Consider the following 22,162-nt stretch of genomic DNA (forward strand, 5'->3'; position numbering starts at 1 on the left):
TATATTGAACAGTAAAATGAATATGAGAAGATTTTACGTATCAGCAGCGTTGTTACTGACAACGCTGCTCGCGGTTGCCGAAAATAATCCCTACCGGAGTGACGTATTTTGGGTAACCGTACCCGATCATGCCGACTGGCTTTACAAAACTGGAGAACAGGCAAATGTAGAAGTACAGTTTTACAAATACGGCATTCCGGGAGATAGCATAGCGATTAATTTCGAAATAGGCGGAGAAATGATGCCTGCCGATACCAAAGGAACAGTCATCATGAGAAAAGGAAAGGCAACAATCCCCGTAGGCACCATGAAGAAACCGGGCTTCCGAGACTGCCGCCTGACCACCACCGTAGACGGAAAGAAATACTCCCATCACGTCAAAGTGGGTTTCTCGCCGGAAAAGCTCCGTCCGTATACCACCATGCCTGCCGACTTTCAGCAATTCTGGGAGAACGAAAAGGCGGAACTGGCCAAATTTCCGCTGACATACACCAAAGAGCACGTAAAGAAATACTCGACCGACCAAATAGACTGCTATCTTATCAAGTTGCAGGTGAACCAACGCGGACAAAGTATCTACGGCTACCTGTTCTATCCGAAGAAAGAAGGCAAATACCCTGTCGTACTATGTCCTCCGGGCGCAGGAATCAAAACAATCAAGGAACCTTTGCGACATAAGTATTACGCCGAACAAGGCTGCATCCGTTTTGAAATAGAGATTCACGGGCTGAACCCGGAAATGAGCGAAGAAGAATTCAAAGAAATCAGTGCCGCTTTCAACGGCAGAGAAAATGGCTACCTGTCCAACGGTCTGGACAGCCGCGACAACTATTACATGAAACGGGTATATCTGGCCTGTGTCCGCAGCATCGACCTACTGACCTCACTACCGGAATGGGACGGAAAGAATGTAATCGTTCAAGGCGGCAGCCAGGGAGGAGCATTAGCACTCGTCACCGCCGGACTGGATCAGCGGGTAACGGCCTGCGTAGCCAATCATCCAGCTCTAAGCGATATGGCAGGTTACAAAGCCGGTCGTGCCGGAGGTTACCCCCATTTCTTCCGAAATACCGTAGATATGGATACTCCCGAAAAGATCAGAACAATGGCTTATTATGATGTGGTGAACTTTGCCCAATTAATCAGGGCGGATACTTATATGACATGGGGATTCAATGATGACGTTTGTCCACCGACTACCAGCTACATTGTATATAATGTATTGAATTGCCCGAAAGAAGCATTGATCACTCCTATTAATGAACATTGGACCTCCAGTGACACAGAGTACGGACATCTGCTTTGGATAAAGAAACATCTGAAATAAAAGCAGTAGAAAAGGAAAAACCGCCGAAAGCAGAAATAACTGTTATCATATCATTATTCAGGCACGGCTTACAGAGTTTTTATGGTTCTGTTTTAATCGAAACCATATTAATCTGTGTAAGCCGTGCCTGAATAAATCCGCAAGAGAGTTTTAACGTCTCTCTATTCCTTTAATCTTCCCATTCCGATTTCGGAAAAGTTTTCTTCCCATACCATTTCATCCAGGCATAGGATTTTCTTTTTCTCATATAAACGGCATCACCACAATAGGTCAATGCCTCCCAGTTAAAAACCGAATGAGAACTAATTGCTTTTTCAAACCAGTAAAGCAAGTGATATGTCATGAACGGAAGCACCATCCACCACCATGAAAACCATAGTGACAAACCCAATGCTGGGATTAAAGTCAATAAAAAACACTCCCAGAATTGCCGTGCATGTATTCTTAACTCCATTTCTTCCCAAACTTCCAAATACTTGTACCGAGTAAAGAATAACCCTCCTATCATAAAATAATGCTTCTTTTTCCCTAAAAAGCATTTCGCTAGTAAATTGTTATAAAATATCATATACCCTTTTTTTGCTGTGTAATAACATAAACGGAAAGAACGTACAAATGTTCATTATTTAAGTCTAATCTTACAGTTATTTCCTTTCCCTGGAATACAACAACATATTGCCACGCTTGTTTTTTGCGGCGCGAAGTTACGAACTTATATTTATACAATAACTATAAATTCCAAAATAATTCTCTTAAATAAATTTATTATCTAATATTTGAAGCTACTTCCTCCCAAAAACTCCCTGAGTAAAGACGTCGGGGGAATTTCCTTATCTTGCACCGGAACGAAATATTTAATGAATTTCAGCAACCGGTACGCCTCACAATATTCCGGACAATTGCGCGGAACACCCATCAAAATAGGTTCCGCATGCAGGCGAAGCACTGCAAATTCAAACAACAGCGCCGAATTGAACATCACATCCGCATTCTCCTGATAAGGGAATATCCATTTATCTTCGCCGGCACGCACACTAGGCCAGCGGGAGATAGTCTCGCGGGCCGAATATCCCCGATAATTAAAGTCGCGGATAATGCGGCGAAGCAAACGATTGTCTGTTGTAGGAATCCAGTTATGGTCGTCCAAAGAAATAGTGGTCAATGCCGAAACATAAATTTTGAACTTCTTTTCATCCGGGATATGCGGTGTCAGTTCCGGATTCAACGCATGAATACCTTCCAGAATGAGAATCGTATTATCCTCAATTTTCAGTTTATCACCTTTATATTCCTTCTTCCCCAGAGAGAAGTTAAAACGCGGAAGCTCCACTTCCTCACCGCGCAGCAAAGCCTGTAACTGCTGGTTAAACAATTCCAGATCGAGCGCATACAGAGACTCATAATCATAGTTACCGTTTTCATCCAGAGGTGTCTCTTCACGGTCTACGAAATAATTGTCCAAGGAGATCGGGAAGGGTTTGAGCCCGTTCGTCATCAACTGGATGGAAAGACGTTTGCTGAACGTGGTCTTTCCCGAAGAGGACGGACCGGAAATCAAAATCAGTTTCACCCGGTCACCGTTTTCCCCACGATGGAAGATCGTATCGGCAATCTGGGCTATTTTCTTTTCCTGCAATGCTTCCGCTACATTGATTAAATCCGTAGCGTGCCCTTCTTCGCAGGCGAGGTTAAAGTCGCCGGCGTTATTAAGTCCCATGATATAGCTCCAGTTGAGATACTCCTTAAATACATCCAGCATCTTCTCCTGCTTCACCACTTCCTCCAGCACATCCGGATTCTCTTTATTGGGAATGCGCAGCAAGAGGCCATCATAGTATTTCACGATGTCGAACAACTTGATATATCCGGTACTGGGGAGCAGATTACCATAATAATAATCGACCGTATCGCCCAGCGTATAATAATAGGTATATAGTGAACCGGAAGTTTCGAGCAGCCTCACCTTATCATTCATCCCGCGTTCACTGAACACCCGTACAGCCTCAGCCGTATGGCATTCGATGCGGTGATAAGAGATATTTTCTGCGATAATCTCCTGCATACGCTGTTTGATACGCGTCACATCTTCCAATGTAATAGGGCGACCGATCCGCAGATTACAAAAATAACCTTTGGATACCGGATGTTCCACAAACAGCTTCCCTTCGGGAAAAAGCTCACTGACAGCCTTGAACAAGACAAAGCAGAGTGACCGCACATACGTACGCATACCGGATGAATCGCGTACATCCAGAAACTCTATATCCTTGTTATTATATACTTTGAAATTGAGACCTTCGGAACGGTTATTCACCTTGGCACTGACTACCTGATAAGGAAAATTAAGATTAAAACCGTAATAAATATCCAAAAGTGAGCTTCCGATAGGGAATTCTTTATAAATATTATTATTTTTGCAACATATTTGTAACATCTGTTTCATCGTAGTCTTTTTAATAAGGTGAATAACATGGGACTAAATATACTTAGTAATCAGATAGAGAACAAACAACCACTAAAATTATTATAGATGGAATATTCTTTTTATGATTTTTTAAAGCTCATAGGCTCGTTAGGGCTCTTCCTTTATGGCATGAAGATAATGAGCGAGGGCTTACAAAAAGTCGCAGGTGACAGGCTACGAAGTATCCTGACAGCTATGACCACCAATCGGGTAACGGGGGTATTAACAGGAGTGTTGATCACAGCCCTTATCCAGTCCTCCTCGGCGACAACAGTAATGGTCGTCAGTTTCGTCAACGCCGGTTTGCTTACACTGGCCGAGTCCATCAGTGTCATCATGGGTGCCAATATCGGTACGACGGTTACGGCATGGATTATTTCAATTTTCGGATTTAAGGTTGATATGGCCGCTTTCGCTCTTCCACTTCTGGCCATCGCCCTTCCGCTCATCTTCTCCGGCAAGAGCAACCGCAAGTCCATCGGTGAATTCATTTTCGGTTTTTCCTTCCTCTTCATGGGACTTTCTTACCTGAAAGCAAATGCTCCCGACCTGAACGCCAATCCGGAAATGCTCGCCTTCGTACAGAACTACACGGATATGGGATTCTTCTCCATTCTCCTGTTCTTATTCATCGGTACCATACTGACTATGATCGTACAGGCCTCAGCCGCCACGATGGCAATCACATTAATTATGTGCGCCAACGGCTGGATCAGTCTGGAACTGGGAGCAGCGCTCGTACTGGGCGAAAACATCGGAACTACCATCACGGCCAATCTTGCCGCATTAACAGCCAACACACAGGCTAAGCGGGCAGCATTGGCCCATTTTGTTTTTAATGTGTTCGGTGTGATCTGGGTATTGATCATTTTCCATCCTTTCATGGAACTGGTCAACTGGGTAGTGGATACCTTCTTCCAGAGCAATAATCCGGAAGTAGCCATTTCTTATAAACTGTCCGCTTTCCACTCTATCTTTAATATCTGTAACGTATGTATCCTGATATGGGGAGTGAAACTGATCGAACGCACCGTATGCGCATTAATCCACCCGAAAGAGGAAGACGAGGAACCTCGCCTTCGGTTTATCACCGGCGGTATGCTTTCTACTGCGGAGCTTTCTATCCTGCAGGCACGCAAGGAAATCCACCTGTTTGCAGAACGTACCCACCGTATGTTCGGAATGGTGCAGGACTTGATGCACACCGAAAAGGACGATGACTTTAACAAGCTGTTCAGCCGCGTAGAAAAGTACGAGAACATCAGCGACAACATGGAACTTGAAATAGCCAATTATCTGAATCAGGTATCCGAAGGGCGTCTGAGTTCTGAAAGTAAGTTGCAGATACGTGCCATGCTGCGCGAAGTGACGGAAATCGAAAGTATCGGCGACAGCTGTTACAACCTGGCACGCACCATCAACCGGAAACGCCAGACGAATCAGGACTTTACCGAAAAGCAATACGAGCACATCCACTTCATGATGAAGCTGACCGATGATGCCCTCGCACAAATGATTGTGGTGGTAGAGAAACCGGAACACCAAAGCATTGATATCAACAAGTCTTTCAACATCGAAAACGAAATCAATAACTACCGTAACCAACTGAAAAATCAGAATATTCTGGATGTCAACAACAAGGAATATGATTATCAGATGGGAGTCTATTATATGGATATTATCGCCGAATGTGAGAAATTGGGCGACTATGTAGTGAATGTGGTAGAAGCCAGCAGTGATGTAAAAGAGAAGAAAGCCTCTTAAATAAAGAGGAACTCAATCAAAGAAATGGATAGTCAATTTTATGCTGCAACGCATAAATTGGCTATCCATTTCTTTTTTATTTCCACACAGACAAAACAACTCATGTCCGTTTACAAGGACACTCACACTTTACAAAGGCATTACATTTTTCACAGACGTTAACGATTACATTTCTTTTCCGTGAAGTTCCCGTTAAGCTTTTACTGCGCCTATTGCAGGTCTTTTTTTTGCATATACATTTGCGCCAAAATACACAGGGGCCTATGTTTAGTACCATTTTCCAATGACCGGACAGAGGCATTCCAAAAGAAAACCAAATCTCTAATTTAAAGCAAAAGAAATGAAAATTAAAAAAGTATTGATGGGAGTTGCACTGGCAGCAATGTGTTTAATGAGCGCACAAGCGCAACGCCGCAATGAGATTCAAGTTCCCAATCTGAACGGGTACACTACTTTAAAATGTGACTTTCACATGCACAGTGTTTTTTCGGACGGTCTGGTATGGCCTACCGTACGTGTAGACGAAGCATATCGAGAAGGACTGGATGCCATTTCTCTGACAGAACATATTGAGTACCGCCCACACAAAAAAGACATTATAGCAGATCATAACCGCTCTTATGAACTGTCTCAGAAGCAGGCGAAGAAGTTAGGAATACTTCTAATCAGAGGCAGTGAAATCACCCGTTCCATGCCTCCGGGACATTTTAATGCAATCTTCCTGAACGACTCCAATCCATTGGAACAAAAGGCATATAAAGACGCTTTCAATGAGGCAAAAAAACAAGGAGCCTTTATCTTCTGGAATCATCCGGGCTGGGCACGCCAGCAGCCGGACTCCACCCTGTGGTGGCCTGAGCATACACAACTCTACAATGACGGCTGCATGCACGGCATTGAAGTAGCCAATGGTGGTCTTTTCATGCCCGAAGCCATTCAATGGTGTCTGGACAAGAATCTGACCATGATAGGAACTTCCGATATCCACCAGCCTATCCAGACAGACTATGATTTTTCAAAAGGCGAACACCGCACGATGACGTTTGTCTTTGTCAAAGAACGTTCTCCGGAAGGTATCCGTGAAGCACTCGACAATCGCCGCACCGCCGTTTATTACCGCGAACTGGTGATCGGGCGTGAAGAAATCCTCCGTCCCTTCTTTGAAAAATGCGTAGACATAAAAGAAGTGAAACGCACCGAAAAAGAAGTGACATTTTCTGTCATGAACGCTACCGATCTGGTACTGAAACTGAAAAAGACCGCACATGATCCTTCTTTGGTCTATTTCCGCGAAATGACATTGAAACCACATACGCAGCATACAATCTCTGTGAAGTTTGACAACGGTATCAAAGGAGGCGACTGCAATTTTGAAGTTACCAACTTCATCGTAGCCCCCGATAAAGGTTTGGATTACACCATCAAACTATAAAGTTCCAGCCATCAAAGCCATGTAATATCAAGATATCCGACGAACTACATGCGGATAATCGTTTAATTTTAAATTATTACTTTATGAATCGTTACTTATCCCTAGCCTGCTCGCTGGTAGCTTTCTTCTATTTATCGAGTTGCGAAAGCTACAGTGAGCCCACCGAGAAAGCCCACCAATCCGATCAACCGATTGTACTGACCTCCTTCTATCCCAAAGAAGGCGGAGCACGTGACAAAATTCTTCTGGACGGAAAAAACTTCGGCACCGACGTGAGTAAAATCAAAGTATATTTCAACAATGCCAGGGCCTCCGTCGTTTCATCAAGCGGAAGCCGTATTTATGCCATTGTACCGCGCCTTCCGGGCGATAATCCCCGTATCTCCGTAGTGGTCGACACCGATTCTGTCGCTTACGAAGAAACATATGCTTATCATACACAGGCATTGGTCAGCACGGTCACCGGAAACGGTGAAACGAGCTTCCTTGCCGGAACACTCTCCACCGCTCAGGTATATGGCAAATATCTTGATCTGGATGCCGAAGGCAATCTTTTCATGTCATGGCGTGACGGCGGTACATTTGGAATCGCCCGGATAAACGAACAACAGAACATTGTGACTCCTCTCATTGAAGCAGATGCCGCCAACCGTATCTTATATGCCAACGGCTTAACGGTGGACCGTGCCACCGGAATGCTGACCGCCGCACACGAGTCGGTCAAAGAAGTGACGTTTACCTTCGATCCGCGTGAAGCCTGGTATCCCCGCCAGCGTAACATAAAATACTCACAGTCGGATCTGAACTCAATCGTAGATGCCGACAGATACAAGAATTTCGTCACCTTCTGCCCTTATGACGGCTATCTATATACACGATACCGTGATGGAAAGATCGCTAAAATAGATCCCAACACATTCGAAGGACACATTATCCATCAAGGTCCCAGCGGATCACAATACGGACAGGCGATTAATCCTGCGAAGCCTTGGCTTCTGTATATAACGCTTCACTCCAACGCCCCTACCGCATACAGACAAGGGATTTCGGTGCTCGACCTCCGCGATCCGGATGGAACAGGCGGATTTAAGCGTCTCAATGCTCCCGGCGGCAGCGCTTTCCGTGACGGTCCGATTGAAGATGCCCTCTTCAATTATCCCAAGGATATCAAGTTTGACAACGACGGCAATATGTTCGTAGCCGACTATGGCAACCATTGCATCCGCATGATATCTGCCGACAATATCGTCACGACAGTTGCCGGACAGCCCGGCGTCGCCGGATACAAGGACGGAGGACCGGTAGAGTCCTTATTCAAGAATCCCTGGGGAGTGGCTGTCAATGAACAGGGAGACATTTACATTGCAGACTGGGGTAATGCACGCATTCGCAAATTGGTTATCGAATAACAAAGTAAACTCACAATGAAAATCAAACAGATTTTATACTTAATGTCGTTCTGCTTATTGCTTTCGGCAACAACCTTCGCGCAGCAAGTTCAGGAATTTACCGTTTCAGGAACTGTCGTGGATAAGGACAAGCTATCCATGCCCGGCGTATCGGTATACATCAAAGACAAGCCCTCCAAAGGTACCACAACCGACAATGACGGTAATTTCAAGCTGAAAGTGGTTTATGGAGACAAAATGATATTTTCTTTTATCGGCTTCAAACCGTCGGAGCACGTGGCCATCAAACCCCAAACCGACTTAACGGTCACACTGCTTGAAGACAACAATTCCCTTGATGAAGTGGTTGTCGTCGCACTGGGAAACGTTCAGCGGAAAATCAGTTCGGTAGGTGCCATTACGACGGTCAGCACTAAAGATATCCAGTCCCCCTCCCCTTCCATCAGTAACTTGTTGGGAGGCAGGGCAGCCGGTGTCATTTCCTTGCAGAGCAGTGGCGAGCCCGGTCAGAATATCGCCGATTTCTGGGTACGTGGTATCGGTACGTTCGGAGCCAACAGCAGTGCCCTTGTACTGATTGACGGTCTGGAAGGCGACCTCAACACCATCGACCCTGCCGATGTCGAAAGTTTCTCCATCCTGAAAGACGCGTCGGCAACTGCCGTGTACGGAGTAAGGGGAGCCAACGGAGTCGTATTGGTCAACACCAAGAAAGGCCTTTCGGGCAAAATTCAGATTACCGGACGTTTCAACACCACGCTGTCCGTCCTCAACCGTCTGCCGAAATATCTGGGAGCTTATGAGTATGCGCAGTTAGCAAACGAAGCCAGAGCAGTACGGAACGAAACACCTTTGTATGACGATACGGAAATGGGAATTATACGCGACGGTCTCGACCCCGACCTCTATCCCAACGTAAACTGGCAGGATGAGATACTCAACAAAACATTCTGGCGGCACACTTATTATGTAAGCGGACGTGGCGGAAGCGATGTGGCACGTTATTTTCTGAGCCTGGGAGGTAAAAACGAAAGTGCGGCCTACAAGGTAGACAAGAACAGTATATACAGTTCGAACGTCAGCTACAACACCTATAATTACCGTATCAATCTAGACGTGAACCTGACCAAATCAACGAAAGTTTATTTGGGTTCGGACGGATTCCTCTCCCAGTTGAATCAACCCGGCGTAGCCAATACCGAATATATATGGGGAGCACAGTCGCGGCTTACTCCATTGTCCATCCCCACCCAATATTCCAATGGTATGCTGCCCGGACGCGGTGCCGGAGAGCTGTCATCGCCTTATGTCATGATCAACCATACGGGAAAGGCTGCCAACGAAGTGTACAAGGGCAAATCGACTTTGGCAATCAATCAGGACTTTTCCGAATTGATCAACGGGCTTAAACTACGTGTACAGGGAGCGTACGATATCCACAGCTACTTCAATGAACGGAGAAGCGTGCAGCCGGCCCTCTACAATGCACTGGGCAGAGCAAGCGACGGATCACTCATCATGCAGGAAACCGTACAGGAGAAAAAAGCCTCGTACAGCAAGTCCACCCGCCAGTACCGCAAATACCACTTTGAGGCTACGCTCAATTATGACCGGCTCTTCGGTACAGATCACCGGACATCCGCGCTGGTCTATTATTACATCAGCGATTCCAAAGACACGGACGACGCCACAAGCAACTTATCGGCCATTCCCTTGCGCTATCAGGGAGTATCCAGCCGGTTTACTTATGGCTACAAGGATACTTACCTGCTGGACGTCAACTTCGGATACACCGGTTCCGAAAACTTCCAGCCCGGCAGACAATACGGTTTCTTCCCGTCCGTCGCATTGGGCTGGGTGCCTACCGGCTACAAATTTATACAAGAGGCGCTCCCCTGGCTCGACTATCTTAAAATAAGGGCTTCGTATGGTTCGGTAGGTAACGACCGGATTACCGACGTCCGCTTCCCTTACCTTACTAAAGTGAACGAAGGTACCGGATCAGCTTGGGGCGTTCCCGACATCGAGATTATTGGCGAGACACGTATCGGAGCCGATAACCTGGCGTGGGAAAAGGCCATCAAGTCCAATGTGGGTATTGAAGGAAAGTTGTTTAATAACAAGATCGATTTCGTTGTCGATATTTTCCATGATCAGCGTAACGGTATTTTCCAGCAACGGGTACAGGTGCCCGAGTTCGTAGGAGTGGTCTCCAATCCATACGCGAATGTGGGTAAAATGAAAAGTTACGGTGCCGACGGAAACATCAGCTTCACGCAGGATTTCACTCCCGATTTCGGCTTCACCTTACGGGGTAATTTCACGTACTCCAAAAATAAAGTACAGAACTGGGAGCAGGCTTATCTGGAGTACCCTTACCTGGAATACAATAATTTCCCGTACAATTCCATCCGCGGATATCAGGCAGTCGGACTGTTTAAGGACGAAGATGACATCAAATACGGTCCCAAGCAGACTTTCGGGGAAGTAATGCCCGGTGACATCAAATATAAGGATATCAATGGAGACGGTATGGTGGACAAGCTGGACATGGTGCCGTTGACACACAGCACTTATCCGCTGCTGATGTACGGCCTGGGGGCAGAAATCCGCTACAAGAATCTGACTCTGGGTGTATTGTTCAAGGGAACCGGCAAGACCTCTTTTTTCTATGTAGGTCAAAAGACGACAGTGAACGACGAAACCCGCCTCAACGGAATGGGATATATGCCTTTCTTCGAAGGTAATACCGGAAATGTACTCACCCTGGCAGCCAATCCGGCCAACCGATGGATTCCCAAAGATTATGCCATCGCACACGGGATCGACCCATCCCTTGCCGAAAACAAGGACGCGCGTTTCCCACGCCTGCAATATGGAAATAACAGCAACAACAGCCAGTTATCCACCTTTTGGCAGGGCGATTCACGCTACATACGCCTGCAGGAAATCACCCTGAATTACCATCTTGCAGCAGCATTTCTGAGACGCATAGGTGTTTCTTCACTGGATATCCAATTCGTAGGTAACAACCTCTATGTATGGGATAAAGTGAAACTCTTCGATCCGGAACAGGCACGCTGGAACGGCCGTGTATATCCCATCCCTTCCACCTATTCCCTGCAATTATATGTCAATCTCTAATAAATACATCACCCGATAGAATGAAAACATCCCTAATAAAAAAAACAGCAAGAACGTTCTTCTTGGTTCAGGCAGTCATGTTGGTAACGTCCTGCAGCAACTTCTTAAACATAGACAATTACTTTGATGATGAATTCAACATCGACTCGGTTTTCACCAATGCCCGATATATGGAAGCGTATATGTGGGGAGCGGCAGCCATGTTCCCGGATGAGGCACAGACCATCCGTAACGGGTACACACCGGGACCGATGGCAACCGACGAAGGATTTAACGGACTGACCGGAAGCGGAACAGCCAATATCTATCACGGCATGGATTTCGCCAACGGAAAGATCACACAGGATTTCCTCGGAGACGGCTCCCCCAACCTGAACCAATGGGGCAAATACTACAAAATCATCCGTAAGTGCAACAGCATCCTGCAAAACCTCGACCGCCCGAAAGACCTGACAAACTCGGAACGGCTCAGACTGGAAGGATACACACGCTTTATCCGTGCCTTCGCCTACTACAATCTTTTGGTCGATTACGGTCCGGCAATCTTGCTGGGAGACGAAGTCGTGAATACCAACGAACCTATCGAATACTACGACCGCCCCAGGGCCACCTATGACGAAACAATGAACTATACTTGTGAGGAGTTCGAAAAAGCGGCACGGCTGCTGCCCTCGCCTCAGGATGTTTCCACGCTGGACTTCGGACGCCCCACCAAAGGAGCCGCACTCGGCCTGGTAGCCCGCCTGCGACTGATACACGCCAGCCCGCTGTTCAACGGGGGGCCTGTTGCCAGCTCCTATTTCGGCAACTGGAAACGCAAGACCGACGGTGTGCATTATGTCTCCCAGCAATATGACGAAAGCCGGTGGGCAGTAGCTGCCGCCGCCGCAAAACGGGTGATGGATATGGGAGCGTACAAGCTCTATACGTATGCAAAAGACGACAACACGCCGGAGCTTCCCGCCGGAGTCACTTCCGACCCCAATTTCTATGACGCCTACCCGAACGGAGCCGACGGAATAGACCCTTTCAAATCTTATTCGGACATCTTTACCGGCGAAGCCGTAGCTTCCATCAATCCGGAATTGATATGGGGAAGAAACACGACGTACCTCAACGAAACCATCAGCAAAGGTTCTTTCCCTCCCTCGATGGGTGGATGGGGACGTTTCTGCGTCACTCAGAAAGTGGTAGACGCCTATCTGATGGACGACGGCCGTACGAAAGAAGAAGCCGCCGCCGACGGATATTACTCGGAGACAGGCTTCACTTCCGAACCGCGCAACTTTTCCGGCTATCCCCTCAACGCCGGTGTATATAAGATGTACGCCAATCGTGAAATGCGGTTCTACGCGTCTGTAGGATTCAATGAGGCAGTATGGCAGGCATTGTCCAGTTCGACTCTCAACAACCACACAGCCAAGTACTACTATCAGGATGAAGACGGTCGTGGCGGTGTTACAGCCACTTCGCCCAACTATCCCATCACCGGATACGTAATCAAAAAGTACAATAATCCGATGGATGCCTGGACCGGCACCGGAGCCCGCCATATCCAGAAAGCCTATCCCATCATCCGCTATGCGGAAATCCTGCTATCATATGCGGAGGCACTCAACAACCTGACCGGCCCCCACACCGTAGAACTGGACGGTCAGCCTTATACCATGAGCAGAGATAAAGAGGAAATTAAAAAAGCATTCAATCAAGTCCGCTACAGAGCCGGACTGCCGGGGCTGACAGCCAATCAACTCAACAGTACGCCAGAAGTACAGAAACAGATAGAACGCGAACGTATGGTAGAGTTTTTATGGGAAAACAGACGTTTCTATGATGTCCGCCGCTGGGGTATTTATGAAGAGACAGAGCAGGAACCTATCCGTGGAATGAATCCCGACGGCGCAACCAAAGAGACTTACTACCAGCGTGTCATCCCTAGTTCTTCCTCATTCCTGACGAGGGTGGTTGACAAAAGGTCTGTCTGGGTGCCCATACCACGCAACGAAATGAGGAGACTGCCTTCCCTCGACCAGAATCCGGGTTATTAATCTAAATAACAAAAAAGAAAATGAAACGAGATTTTATAACGATACTCGCACTTATGACAGCGCTTTCGTCATGCAATGACGATGCGCTGTTTGAGAAAGAAATGTACAAGAATGTAGTGGCCCTGATCAGCAGTGACTACTATAACACGTTTGAAGAAGTGGTCACCTTGTCCCCTACCGGAGAAGAGGCGACAGGATATATCGCAGCCTGCACCGGAGGTACCCATGCCCCGAAACAAGACATGGTGATCGGGCTGGAAGAAGACCTGACTTCACTGGAATTCTACAATCGGTCTCTTTACGACGTCGATGAAGCCTGCTATGCCAAATTCCTGTCCAGTGACAAATACGAGATCGTAGATTACAAGATTCAGATCAATGCAGGCGAACGGACAGGCAGAACCATGATCAAGATACGTCCCGAAGGACTGTCGCCGGATTCTACCTACTTCGTAGGATTAAAAGCTACGGATATCTCCGGTGTCGAGATTAATGAAAGCAAAAACACCATTCTATATCAAATACTTATCAAGAACGATTATGCAACGCAGGGCGAAAACGTTTACTATTCAATGACCGGTCTGGCAGACGGGATGGCAACCGCAGGTAACAAGAAGATGTTTCCACTCACCCACAACAGCGTACGCATGATAGCCGGAACGGAGTCTTTTGAAAGCAATGTGGATCACATCAACAAAACCGCTATCATACTGCAAGTGGAGGAAAACAATCATGTCACGATAAAGCCGTACAAGGATATTGAGGTAACTCAGATAGACGGTGACTCCAAATACCCCAATACATTCAAGGTAGAGGAATCTTTCGGTCATACTTATAATGTATTTCTGCTGTCGTACCGATATACAAAGGATGGGAAAAGCAAGGTGATGCAAGAGGAATTGCGGCTGGAAATAAATAATTAACGCAAAAACCTCATAAGGTTAACCCTTTTCTCTTTAATATTAATAACTTTGTATGCAAATCTTCTTTCGTACCACTATAGTGGCACGAAAGAAGAACTATAGTTCCCCTTGTGCCCCACTATAGTGGTCCGCACGGGGAACTGTAGTAGAACGAATTAATATTTAAGCCGGATTCCTTAGTTTATAGGAACGGAAACATTAATAACACAACAAAATAACTTAAGTTATGAGCGCACAGTATGACCTTTACGAGACTCCCGATATCAAGCAGACAGGAGAAAAACAACCCCTTCATCCCCGCATTGTTCCCAAAGGGACTATCGGTCAGGACGAATTTCTGGACCGCGTGCACAAATTTACGGGAATCAGCCGTAGTTTGCTGGCAGGAGCAATGCAGTCTTTTCAAAATGAGTTAAAAGATTTACTGGCTAACGGCTGGATTGTAGAATTAGGCGAGATCGGCTATTTCTCCGTATCGCTGCAAGGACCACCCGTAATGCACAAGAAAGATGTGCGTGCACAATCAATCAAACTAAAAAACATCAACTATCTACCGACCAAACAATTCAAGCGGGAAGTAGGGTATGACATGAGATTGGAACGTACCGAATCCCTCACCCGCCCCAAAGGTAACGGACGTAGCGAAGCGGAATGTCTGGCACTAATAACCGCCCACCTTGAAAAATATCCTTGCATGACTCGCACTGATTATTGCCATATGACCGGTCACGACAAAAAACGTGCACTAAAAGAGCTGAACGCTTTTATCGAAAAAGGGATACTGATGCGCTACGGAGCAGGAAAACAGGTGGTTTATGCGAAGAAAATGATTTGATGCATATAGCTTATGTCCCTAATTGAACTCATTAGATGAATAAGGAGAATATGTTTTATAGATAGCCAATATTTATAAAAGTATATTGGATAGGAAGGCTTTTAAACAGTACACTTAGAGAAAATAACAGCGGAATATTAAATGACCGCTGTTAGTATAATGTTAGTAACAATAGAATTATGAGAAAAGAAGTTGAACAATTAGCTTTAATGGGTGCAATGCCCGATGAAACAGACGAACCAACAGATGTATTGATTGATAAATATGCAGACTTATTAGGTAAGATAACTAAGCCTATCACTTTGGATGAAGCGCATATTTTAATCAAGCTCTTTCCACCTACTGCTTTATATGGGATAGAATGGACATTGTTACATTTGATAGAGTCTGTGTATCCGGAAACAGAATTTATTAAATACAAAGAACTTATAAATGAATGTAATAGTGTTGAGTTCAGAGAAATGTTAGTTCAACGTCTCAATAACTCACAACAAAACAAAGTTACTAACAAGTAGATAAGCAGCCCTAACGGTCAGCTATCTACAACCCATTAGCTTTAAAATAAAAACAATGAATAAAAGAATCATTTCATTTATCTGCGCAGGACTGATTGCTATAAGCTGCGTGTCCTCACTCTGTTTCTATGATTACTTTTCCACCGACGGTATTACCCCCAATGCAATATATTGGATATTCTATTTTTTCCAGATTTCTATATTGCTGGGGCAAGCAGGAATGGGGATTTACACCATAAATGCACTCTTACGGCAGAAAAAAGAAGCTGTTTCCTTTTTGAGCTATTTTGCAGCCCATCTCCTTCTGCAAAACATGACTCCTCTGCTCCAAACATGGGCTGTACCTTCCATTACGGAATATCCCGTATGGCTACTGATGTGTCAGGTCATTTTTAGCATACTCCTCCTTCTCTCCTTATTAATCAACGAACCTTCATCCCTGTTCAGAAAGTCAGAATATATTCCCCGAATATTGATGGCAACATTCTATATTAACTGTACATACTTGGCACTTACCATCATAGGGACAATTGTCGCCCTGTGATGGTATCGAAACGACCCTCAAAACCATACTTTAGCAATAAATACCGGACAAAGCCTGTTTCCAACCTTCTTCGGGCAGAGGCAACAGGCATCTATATACAGATACTTAAAACATCTTCTTTCGGAGACAATACACCCAAAAGTCGATCATTTTTCCGACAATGATGCCGAAGGAACTAAGCGCCAAAGCGATGTAAACAGCGATAATCAACGGCTGTTCGTCTATCCATTTATTGACAAGTCCGGACATCCGTGCAAAAACACCGCCCGCAATAGTCAGGACAATGGTCGAGATAATATGTATTTGTATAAACTTGTCTTTCTCGTCCGAGTCCAGCCTCTTATCTTTTAAATACCGGACAAGCCACAGGCACGGAACAAAGATGAATATCGCAATAAGCGCAACCGTCATCACTTCTTCCACAGGAACCTCATGCAAGCCTCCGTCGAAAAAACGTAAACTGTGTATTCTTAATAAACAGGAAATCATCATTTATACTACATCCGTTAATTCTTTATTCATATTCTTCATTCCCTTTCCATCGCCTAGCCGGTCGTTCTCCGGACATCCCGGCTCCTGAGTCACCGGAGCCACGTTGGGTTCTTGAATCTACAAAGGTATGGATATGATATGAAAAGGACAATCTTCAATCGGAAAAAGATGAAAGGAGAAAAACAAAAAAACATCTGACCATTTCTTTAGTTGAAGAAACTTATTAACGCACTTTGAGTTTTTTGCTTGGCAGTTCATTTGGAAACACATACATTTGCATCGTGATCACAAAACAAAAGAAACAGATTTACTAACTATTAAAAAACAAAAAAGATTATGGCACTTAGGTATGTCGTTAAAAAAAGAATGATTGGTTTCGGTAAAGAGAAAACCGAAAAGTATGTAGCACAGAATTTTATTACCAATACGGTTAATTTCAAGGATTTGTGTGATGAGATTTCAAAAGTGGGAATGGTTCCCAGCGGAGCGGTCAAGTTTGTACTCGATGCACTGATCGATACGCTGAATATAAACTTAAACAAAGGTATTTCCGTACAACTGGGTGATTTCGGTCAATTCCGTCCCGGCATCAGCAGCGAAAGCCAGGAGACAGAAGCGGCAGTGGATTCCGACACGATTCGTCGGGTGAAAATCGTATTTACTCCGAGATACAAGTTTAAGGATATGCTGAAAAAGGCAAGTATTCAAAAACTGGTAACCGGCAGCGAGATCGTTGACAACGGAAACACTCCTACTCCTCCCAACCCCGACGGCGGTGGTGACGGCGGCGATGAGGAAGCACCTGACCCGACAGTATAACAACAGGAACAAAAAAAGCTCTGCATGAGCTGAAACGCAAAAATGACCGGAAGCACTGCTTTCCGGTCATTTTTTTAATAATCTCTTCTCTCTCTTAATTTTTTTATCCTTCGTACGGTTCAAAGTCCTCTTTTCCGACTCCGCAAAGTGGACAAGTCCAATCATCCGGAATGTCTTCAAATGCTGTTCCCGGTTCAATTCCGCTCTCGGGATCTCCTTGTGCGGGGTCGTAAATGTATTCACAGACTGTGCAAATGTACTTTTTCATAACGTTCGTTTTTTTATTGGTTTACTAAATAATATAACGCAAATAAAATGCAAATTGTTCAAACTTCTTTCTTATCCCAAGTAAAAAAGTTATCTTTGCAACATATTTGTAGAACAAAACCAACAAGTTACATCATGCTAATAGCATTGCTTTCTATTCTGCTAATTTTATGCGCAGTTCTCCTCCTCAGTTACTTATTGGAACGGAGAAAATGTCTTCGGATGCAAAAGCGACTATTCCGGGAGTCCAGAAAACTGGAACATACCAACCACATCGCCAGCGCCATTCTGAAAAATGTCCATGCCTATATCTTATTAATAGATAATGACTTCAAAGTATTAAAAACAAACTACTATCAACTCACCGGAACTCAGAAAGGTCTGGAAGAAAAGAGAGTGGGCGACTTATTGCAATGCCGCAACGCATTATCGGCAGAAGGAGGTTGCGGTACTCATGCTTACTGCGGTTCCTGTCCCATACGTTGCGCCATCCGTCAGGCTTTCGAACAAAGAAGAGGCTTCACAGACCTTAATGCAACTCTGAATGTGCTTACTTCCGAAAAGAAATCCGTAGAATGTGACGCCGTAATATCCGGTTCCTATTTTCTCCTTAACGAAGAAGAGAATATGGTACTCACCGTGCACGATATCACCCAACTCAAACAAGCAGAAAAGCAACTGGCACTTGCCAAGGAGAAAGCAGAAAATGCCGACCTTTCGAAGTCTACCTTCCTCGCCAATATGAGTCACGAAATCCGCACGCCTCTCAACGCCATCACGGGATTTGCAGAAATACTTGCCAGCGCCAATACGGAAGAAGAAAAGGCACAATATCAGGAAATCATAAAAATGAATGCCGATCTGCTGCTGCAACTGGTAAACGATATTCTGGATATGTCGAAAATAGAAGCCGGCACACTGGAATTTGTATATACAAAGGTAGATATCAACCTGTTACTATCCGACCTGCGACAGCTTTTCCAAATGAAAGTCAACGATGCAGGAGGAAATATTCAAATAATAGCAGAACCAAGCCTTCCCTCCTGTAGCATAGAGACCGACCGGAACCGTGTCGCGCAGGTGCTCTCCAATTTTACCACCAACGCCATTAAATTCACGCAGGAGGGAACGATCAGCATCGGTTATGAGGCAAGAGATACCGAACTTTATTTTTATGTCACCGACACCGGAGCCGGAATCCCTGCCGACAAACTACCGGAAGTTTTCGGCCGCTTTGTGAAACTGAACAAAGACAAGAAAGGAACGGGGCTGGGACTTTCCATCTCTAAAACCATCGTAAACAAATTGGAGGGGCAAATCGGCGCAGACTCCGTAGAAGGCAAGGGATCAACGTTCTGGTTTACCATTCCCTATCGTACTTGCGGACGTCCCGAATAAAGTAACTTCATAAAAAGTTTTAATTAAACATTTTATCACAATTTTATGTTGTATTTTTGCGGTCCTAATCAAACGCATGTATTTGCATGAGTACTACAAAAAAAGACGATTATTATCATGTAGGCCTTACGGATGACGAAGTCCTACAAAGCAGAGAAAAGAACGGTGTCAATCTGTTAACACCCCCCAAGCGTCCTTCCTTATGGAAGCTCTATCTCGAAAAGTTTGAAGATCCGGTTGTGCGGGTATTGTTGGTAGCCGCCGTATTTTCACTGATCATTTCCATCATCGAAAATGAATATGCCGAAACTATCGGAATCATAGCAGCCATCTTGTTGGCCACAGGCATCGGCTTCTTTTTCGAATATGATGCCAATAAAAAATTCGACTTACTGAATGCCGTCAATGAAGAAACACTCGTAAAAGTGATTCGCAACGGACACGTACAGGAAATCCCACGTAAAGACGTCGTTGTAGACGATATTATCATACTGGAAACAGGCGAAGAGATTCCTGCCGACGGCCAACTGCTGGAAGCGATCTCCCTGCAAGTGAACGAATCCAACCTGACCGGAGAACCGGTAATCAACAAGACTGTAATCGAAGCGGACTTTGACGAAGAAGCAACCTATGCCTCCAACTTAGTGATGCGCGGAACGACAGTGGTGGACGGACACGGCACCATGCGCGTACTGCACGTGGGAGATGCCACAGAAATCGGCAAGGTAGCACGCCAAAGCACCGAAGAAAATCTGGAACCGACCCCTCTGAATATACAGTTGACCAAGCTCGCAAACCTGATCGGTAAAATCGGTTTTACCGTTGCCGGACTTGCCTTCCTTATCTTCTTTGTAAAAGATGTACTGTTGTTCTTTGATTTCGGTTCGCTGAACGGCTGGCACGAGTGGCTTCCGGTTTTCGAACGGACCCTCAAATATTTCATGATGGCTGTTACTTTGATTGTAGTAGCCGTCCCCGAAGGGTTGCCCATGAGCGTAACGCTCAGCCTGGCCTTGAATATGCGCCGTATGCTCTCGACCAACAATCTGGTACGAAAGATGCACGCCTGCGAAACGATGGGAGCTATCACCGTGATCTGTACGGACAAAACGGGTACACTGACTCAAAACCTGATGCAGGTACACGAACCCAACTTCTACGGAATCAAGAATGGCGGCAACCTGGGCGATGATGATATCAGCGCTCTCGTCGCAGAAGGGATCAGCGCCAACTCAACCGCTTTCCTCGAAGAAGCGGCAACGGGCGAAAAACCGAAAGGTGTCGGTAACCCTACGGAAGTCGCCCTGTTATTATGGCTCAACAGTCAGGGAAGAAATTATCTCGAACTCCGTGAACACGCCCGCATCCTCGACCAGCTCACCTTCTCGACCGAACGTAAATTTATGGCGACTCTCGTCGAGTCTCCGATCATCGGAAAGAAAGTACTTTATATAAAAGGAGCACCCGAAATCGTGCTTGGCAAATGTAAGGAAGTCGTGCTGGACGGCCGACGGGTAGATGCCGTCGAATATCGTTCGACAGTAGAAGCTCAGTTACTGAATTATCAGAATATGGCAATGCGCACACTCGGCTTTGCCTTCAAAATAGTAGGAGAAAACGAACCGAATGACTGTACGGAACTGGTGTCTGCCAACGACCTTAATTTCTTAGGAGTCGTAGCCATCTCAGACCCGATTCGTCCGGATGTACCCGCCGCCGTGGCCAAATGCCAGTCGGCTGGTATCGGTATCAAGATCGTTACCGGTGACACACCGGGAACTGCGACGGAAATTGCCCGTCAGATCGGACTGTGGCAACCGGAAACAGATACCGACCGGAATCGTATCACCGGTGTTGCCTTTGCCGAACTGAGTGATGAAGAGGCGCTGGACCGTGTGATGGACCTCAAAATCATGTCTCGCGCCCGCCCGACGGACAAACAACGTCTTGTGCAGTTGCTTCAACAAAAAGGAGCCGTAGTCGCCGTAACCGGAGACGGTACGAACGATGCACCCGCCCTGAATCATGCCCAAGTTGGTTTGTCAATGGGTACAGGTACGTCCGTAGCCAAAGAAGCCAGTGACATCACGCTGCTCGACGACTCGTTCAACAGCATCGGCACCGCTGTCATGTGGGGACGTTCTCTTTATAAGAATATCCAGCGTTTCATCGTATTCCAGCTGACAATCAACTTTGTAGCCTTGCTGATCGTGTTATTGGGATCGATGATCGGAACGGAACTTCCGCTGACAGTGACACAAATGCTGTGGGTGAACCTGATCATGGATACTTTTGCCGCTTTGGCCCTCGCTTCCATCCCTCCCAGCGAAACCGTCATGCAGGAAAAGCCGCGCCGCAGCACTGACTTTATCATCAGCAAAGCGATGCGTAACAATATATTAGGTGTAGGTACGATCTTCCTCGCCGTATTGCTCGGAATGATTTATTATTTCGACCACAGCGCACAAGGTATGGATGTACATAACCTCACCATTTTCTTCACTTTCTTTGTCATGCTGCAATTCTGGAACCTGTTCAATGCCCGTGTATTCGGCACTACCGACTCGGCATTCAAGGGACTTTCCAAATCGTATGGCATGGAGTTGATCGTTCTGGCCATTCTGGTCGGACAATTTCTGATCGTACAGTTCGGTGGAGCTGTATTCCGCACAGAGCCGCTCGACTGGCAGACGTGGCTTCTGATTATAGGCGTTTCGTCCACGGTGTTATGGGTTGGAGAACTTATTCGCCTTGTTCAACGTAGTATTCACAAATGAGAAA

At 45.8% G+C, this 22,162-nt stretch carries 17 protein-coding genes; 13 read left to right on the forward strand and 4 right to left on the reverse strand.

Features of this window, described 5'->3' with window-relative positions; genetic code table 11:
• Nucleotides 1-22: 22 nt before the first annotated feature.
• Nucleotides 23-1,327, forward strand: coding sequence for an acetylxylan esterase (locus KTR07_RS11555; protein ID WP_032840778.1), 1,305 nt, complete (start codon nt 23-25; stop codon nt 1,325-1,327).
• Between the two features lie 169 nt (nt 1,328-1,496).
• Here KTR07_RS11555 and KTR07_RS11560 read toward each other — a convergent pair whose 3' ends face one another.
• Entirely contained in the window at nt 1,497-1,895 is a 399-nt protein-coding gene (locus KTR07_RS11560; protein ID WP_008763595.1) for a hypothetical protein, read from the reverse strand.
• Between the two features lie 201 nt (nt 1,896-2,096).
• Nucleotides 2,097-3,770, reverse strand: a complete 1,674-nt coding sequence (locus KTR07_RS11565) for a nucleoside kinase (protein ID WP_008763594.1) — start codon at nt 3,768-3,770, stop codon at nt 2,097-2,099.
• Nucleotides 3,771-3,857: 87 nt separating this feature from the next.
• Between KTR07_RS11565 and KTR07_RS11570 the strand changes: the two genes are divergently transcribed.
• The 9 genes from KTR07_RS11570 to KTR07_RS11610 all read left to right on the forward strand — a co-directional run bounded on the left by KTR07_RS11570 (nt 3,858) and on the right by KTR07_RS11610 (nt 16,405).
• Nucleotides 3,858-5,555 (forward strand): Na/Pi cotransporter family protein, encoded by a 1,698-nt coding sequence (locus KTR07_RS11570; RefSeq protein ID WP_008765170.1) that lies wholly within the window; start codon nt 3,858-3,860, stop codon nt 5,553-5,555.
• Nucleotides 5,556-5,895: 340 nt separating this feature from the next.
• Nucleotides 5,896-6,987 (forward strand): Sb-PDE family phosphodiesterase, encoded by a 1,092-nt coding sequence (locus KTR07_RS11575; RefSeq protein ID WP_032840764.1) that lies wholly within the window; start codon nt 5,896-5,898, stop codon nt 6,985-6,987.
• Nucleotides 6,988-7,070: 83 nt separating this feature from the next.
• On the forward strand, nt 7,071-8,396 hold the full coding sequence (locus tag KTR07_RS11580) for an IPT/TIG domain-containing protein (protein ID WP_008765172.1): 1,326 nt from the start codon (nt 7,071-7,073) through the stop codon (nt 8,394-8,396).
• Nucleotides 8,397-8,411: 15 nt separating this feature from the next.
• Entirely contained in the window at nt 8,412-11,540 is a 3,129-nt protein-coding gene (locus KTR07_RS11585) for a TonB-dependent receptor (RefSeq protein ID WP_008765173.1), read from the forward strand.
• Between the two features lie 20 nt (nt 11,541-11,560).
• The gene (locus tag KTR07_RS11590; protein ID WP_008765174.1) at nt 11,561-13,588 is read left to right on the forward strand and encodes a RagB/SusD family nutrient uptake outer membrane protein; all 2,028 of its coding nucleotides are present in this window, start codon (nt 11,561-11,563) and stop codon (nt 13,586-13,588) included.
• A gap of 20 nt (nt 13,589-13,608) precedes the next feature.
• Nucleotides 13,609-14,511: a BT_3044 domain-containing protein gene (locus KTR07_RS11595; RefSeq protein WP_008765175.1), complete on the forward strand. Its 903-nt coding sequence runs from the start codon at nt 13,609-13,611 to the stop codon at nt 14,509-14,511.
• A 226-nt stretch (nt 14,512-14,737) separates the two neighbouring features.
• Nucleotides 14,738-15,346 (forward strand): DsbA family protein, encoded by a 609-nt coding sequence (locus tag KTR07_RS11600; RefSeq protein ID WP_008765176.1) that lies wholly within the window; start codon nt 14,738-14,740, stop codon nt 15,344-15,346.
• A gap of 179 nt (nt 15,347-15,525) precedes the next feature.
• The gene (locus tag KTR07_RS11605) at nt 15,526-15,861 is read left to right on the forward strand and encodes a hypothetical protein (RefSeq protein ID WP_008765177.1); all 336 of its coding nucleotides are present in this window, start codon (nt 15,526-15,528) and stop codon (nt 15,859-15,861) included.
• A gap of 55 nt (nt 15,862-15,916) precedes the next feature.
• The gene (locus KTR07_RS11610) at nt 15,917-16,405 is read left to right on the forward strand and encodes a hypothetical protein (protein ID WP_008765178.1); all 489 of its coding nucleotides are present in this window, start codon (nt 15,917-15,919) and stop codon (nt 16,403-16,405) included.
• 105 nt (nt 16,406-16,510) lie between these two features.
• On the opposite strand, the gene KTR07_RS11615 is transcribed toward KTR07_RS11610, so the two are convergent.
• A complete protein-coding gene (locus KTR07_RS11615) occupies nt 16,511-16,897 on the reverse strand; it encodes a hypothetical protein (protein WP_008765179.1) in 387 nt (128 codons plus the stop codon).
• Between the two features lie 336 nt (nt 16,898-17,233).
• On the opposite strand from KTR07_RS11615, the gene KTR07_RS11620 reads away from it, so the two are divergent.
• Nucleotides 17,234-17,716, forward strand: coding sequence for an HU family DNA-binding protein (locus KTR07_RS11620; protein ID WP_008765180.1), 483 nt, complete (start codon nt 17,234-17,236; stop codon nt 17,714-17,716).
• 103 nt (nt 17,717-17,819) lie between these two features.
• Here the strand turns inward: KTR07_RS11620 and rd are convergent, their stop codons facing one another.
• On the reverse strand, nt 17,820-17,984 hold the full coding sequence (gene rd, locus KTR07_RS11625) for a rubredoxin (RefSeq protein ID WP_008763586.1): 165 nt from the start codon (nt 17,982-17,984) through the stop codon (nt 17,820-17,822).
• A 221-nt stretch (nt 17,985-18,205) separates the two neighbouring features.
• On the opposite strand from rd, the gene KTR07_RS11630 reads away from it, so the two are divergent.
• Nucleotides 18,206-19,381 carry a cell wall metabolism sensor histidine kinase WalK gene (locus tag KTR07_RS11630; RefSeq protein ID WP_011108344.1) on the forward strand — a complete coding sequence of 392 codons (1,176 nt, stop codon included), beginning with the start codon at nt 18,206-18,208 and terminating at the stop codon, nt 19,379-19,381.
• Nucleotides 19,382-19,467: 86 nt separating this feature from the next.
• Nucleotides 19,468-22,158: a calcium-translocating P-type ATPase, PMCA-type gene (locus KTR07_RS11635; RefSeq protein ID WP_062695751.1), complete on the forward strand. Its 2,691-nt coding sequence runs from the start codon at nt 19,468-19,470 to the stop codon at nt 22,156-22,158.
• Nucleotides 22,159-22,162: the final 4 nt, after the last annotated feature.

It is taken from the genome of Bacteroides sp. MSK.20.82 (assembly GCF_019052485.1).
GTDB lineage: Bacteria > Bacteroidota > Bacteroidia > Bacteroidales > Bacteroidaceae > Bacteroides > Bacteroides thetaiotaomicron.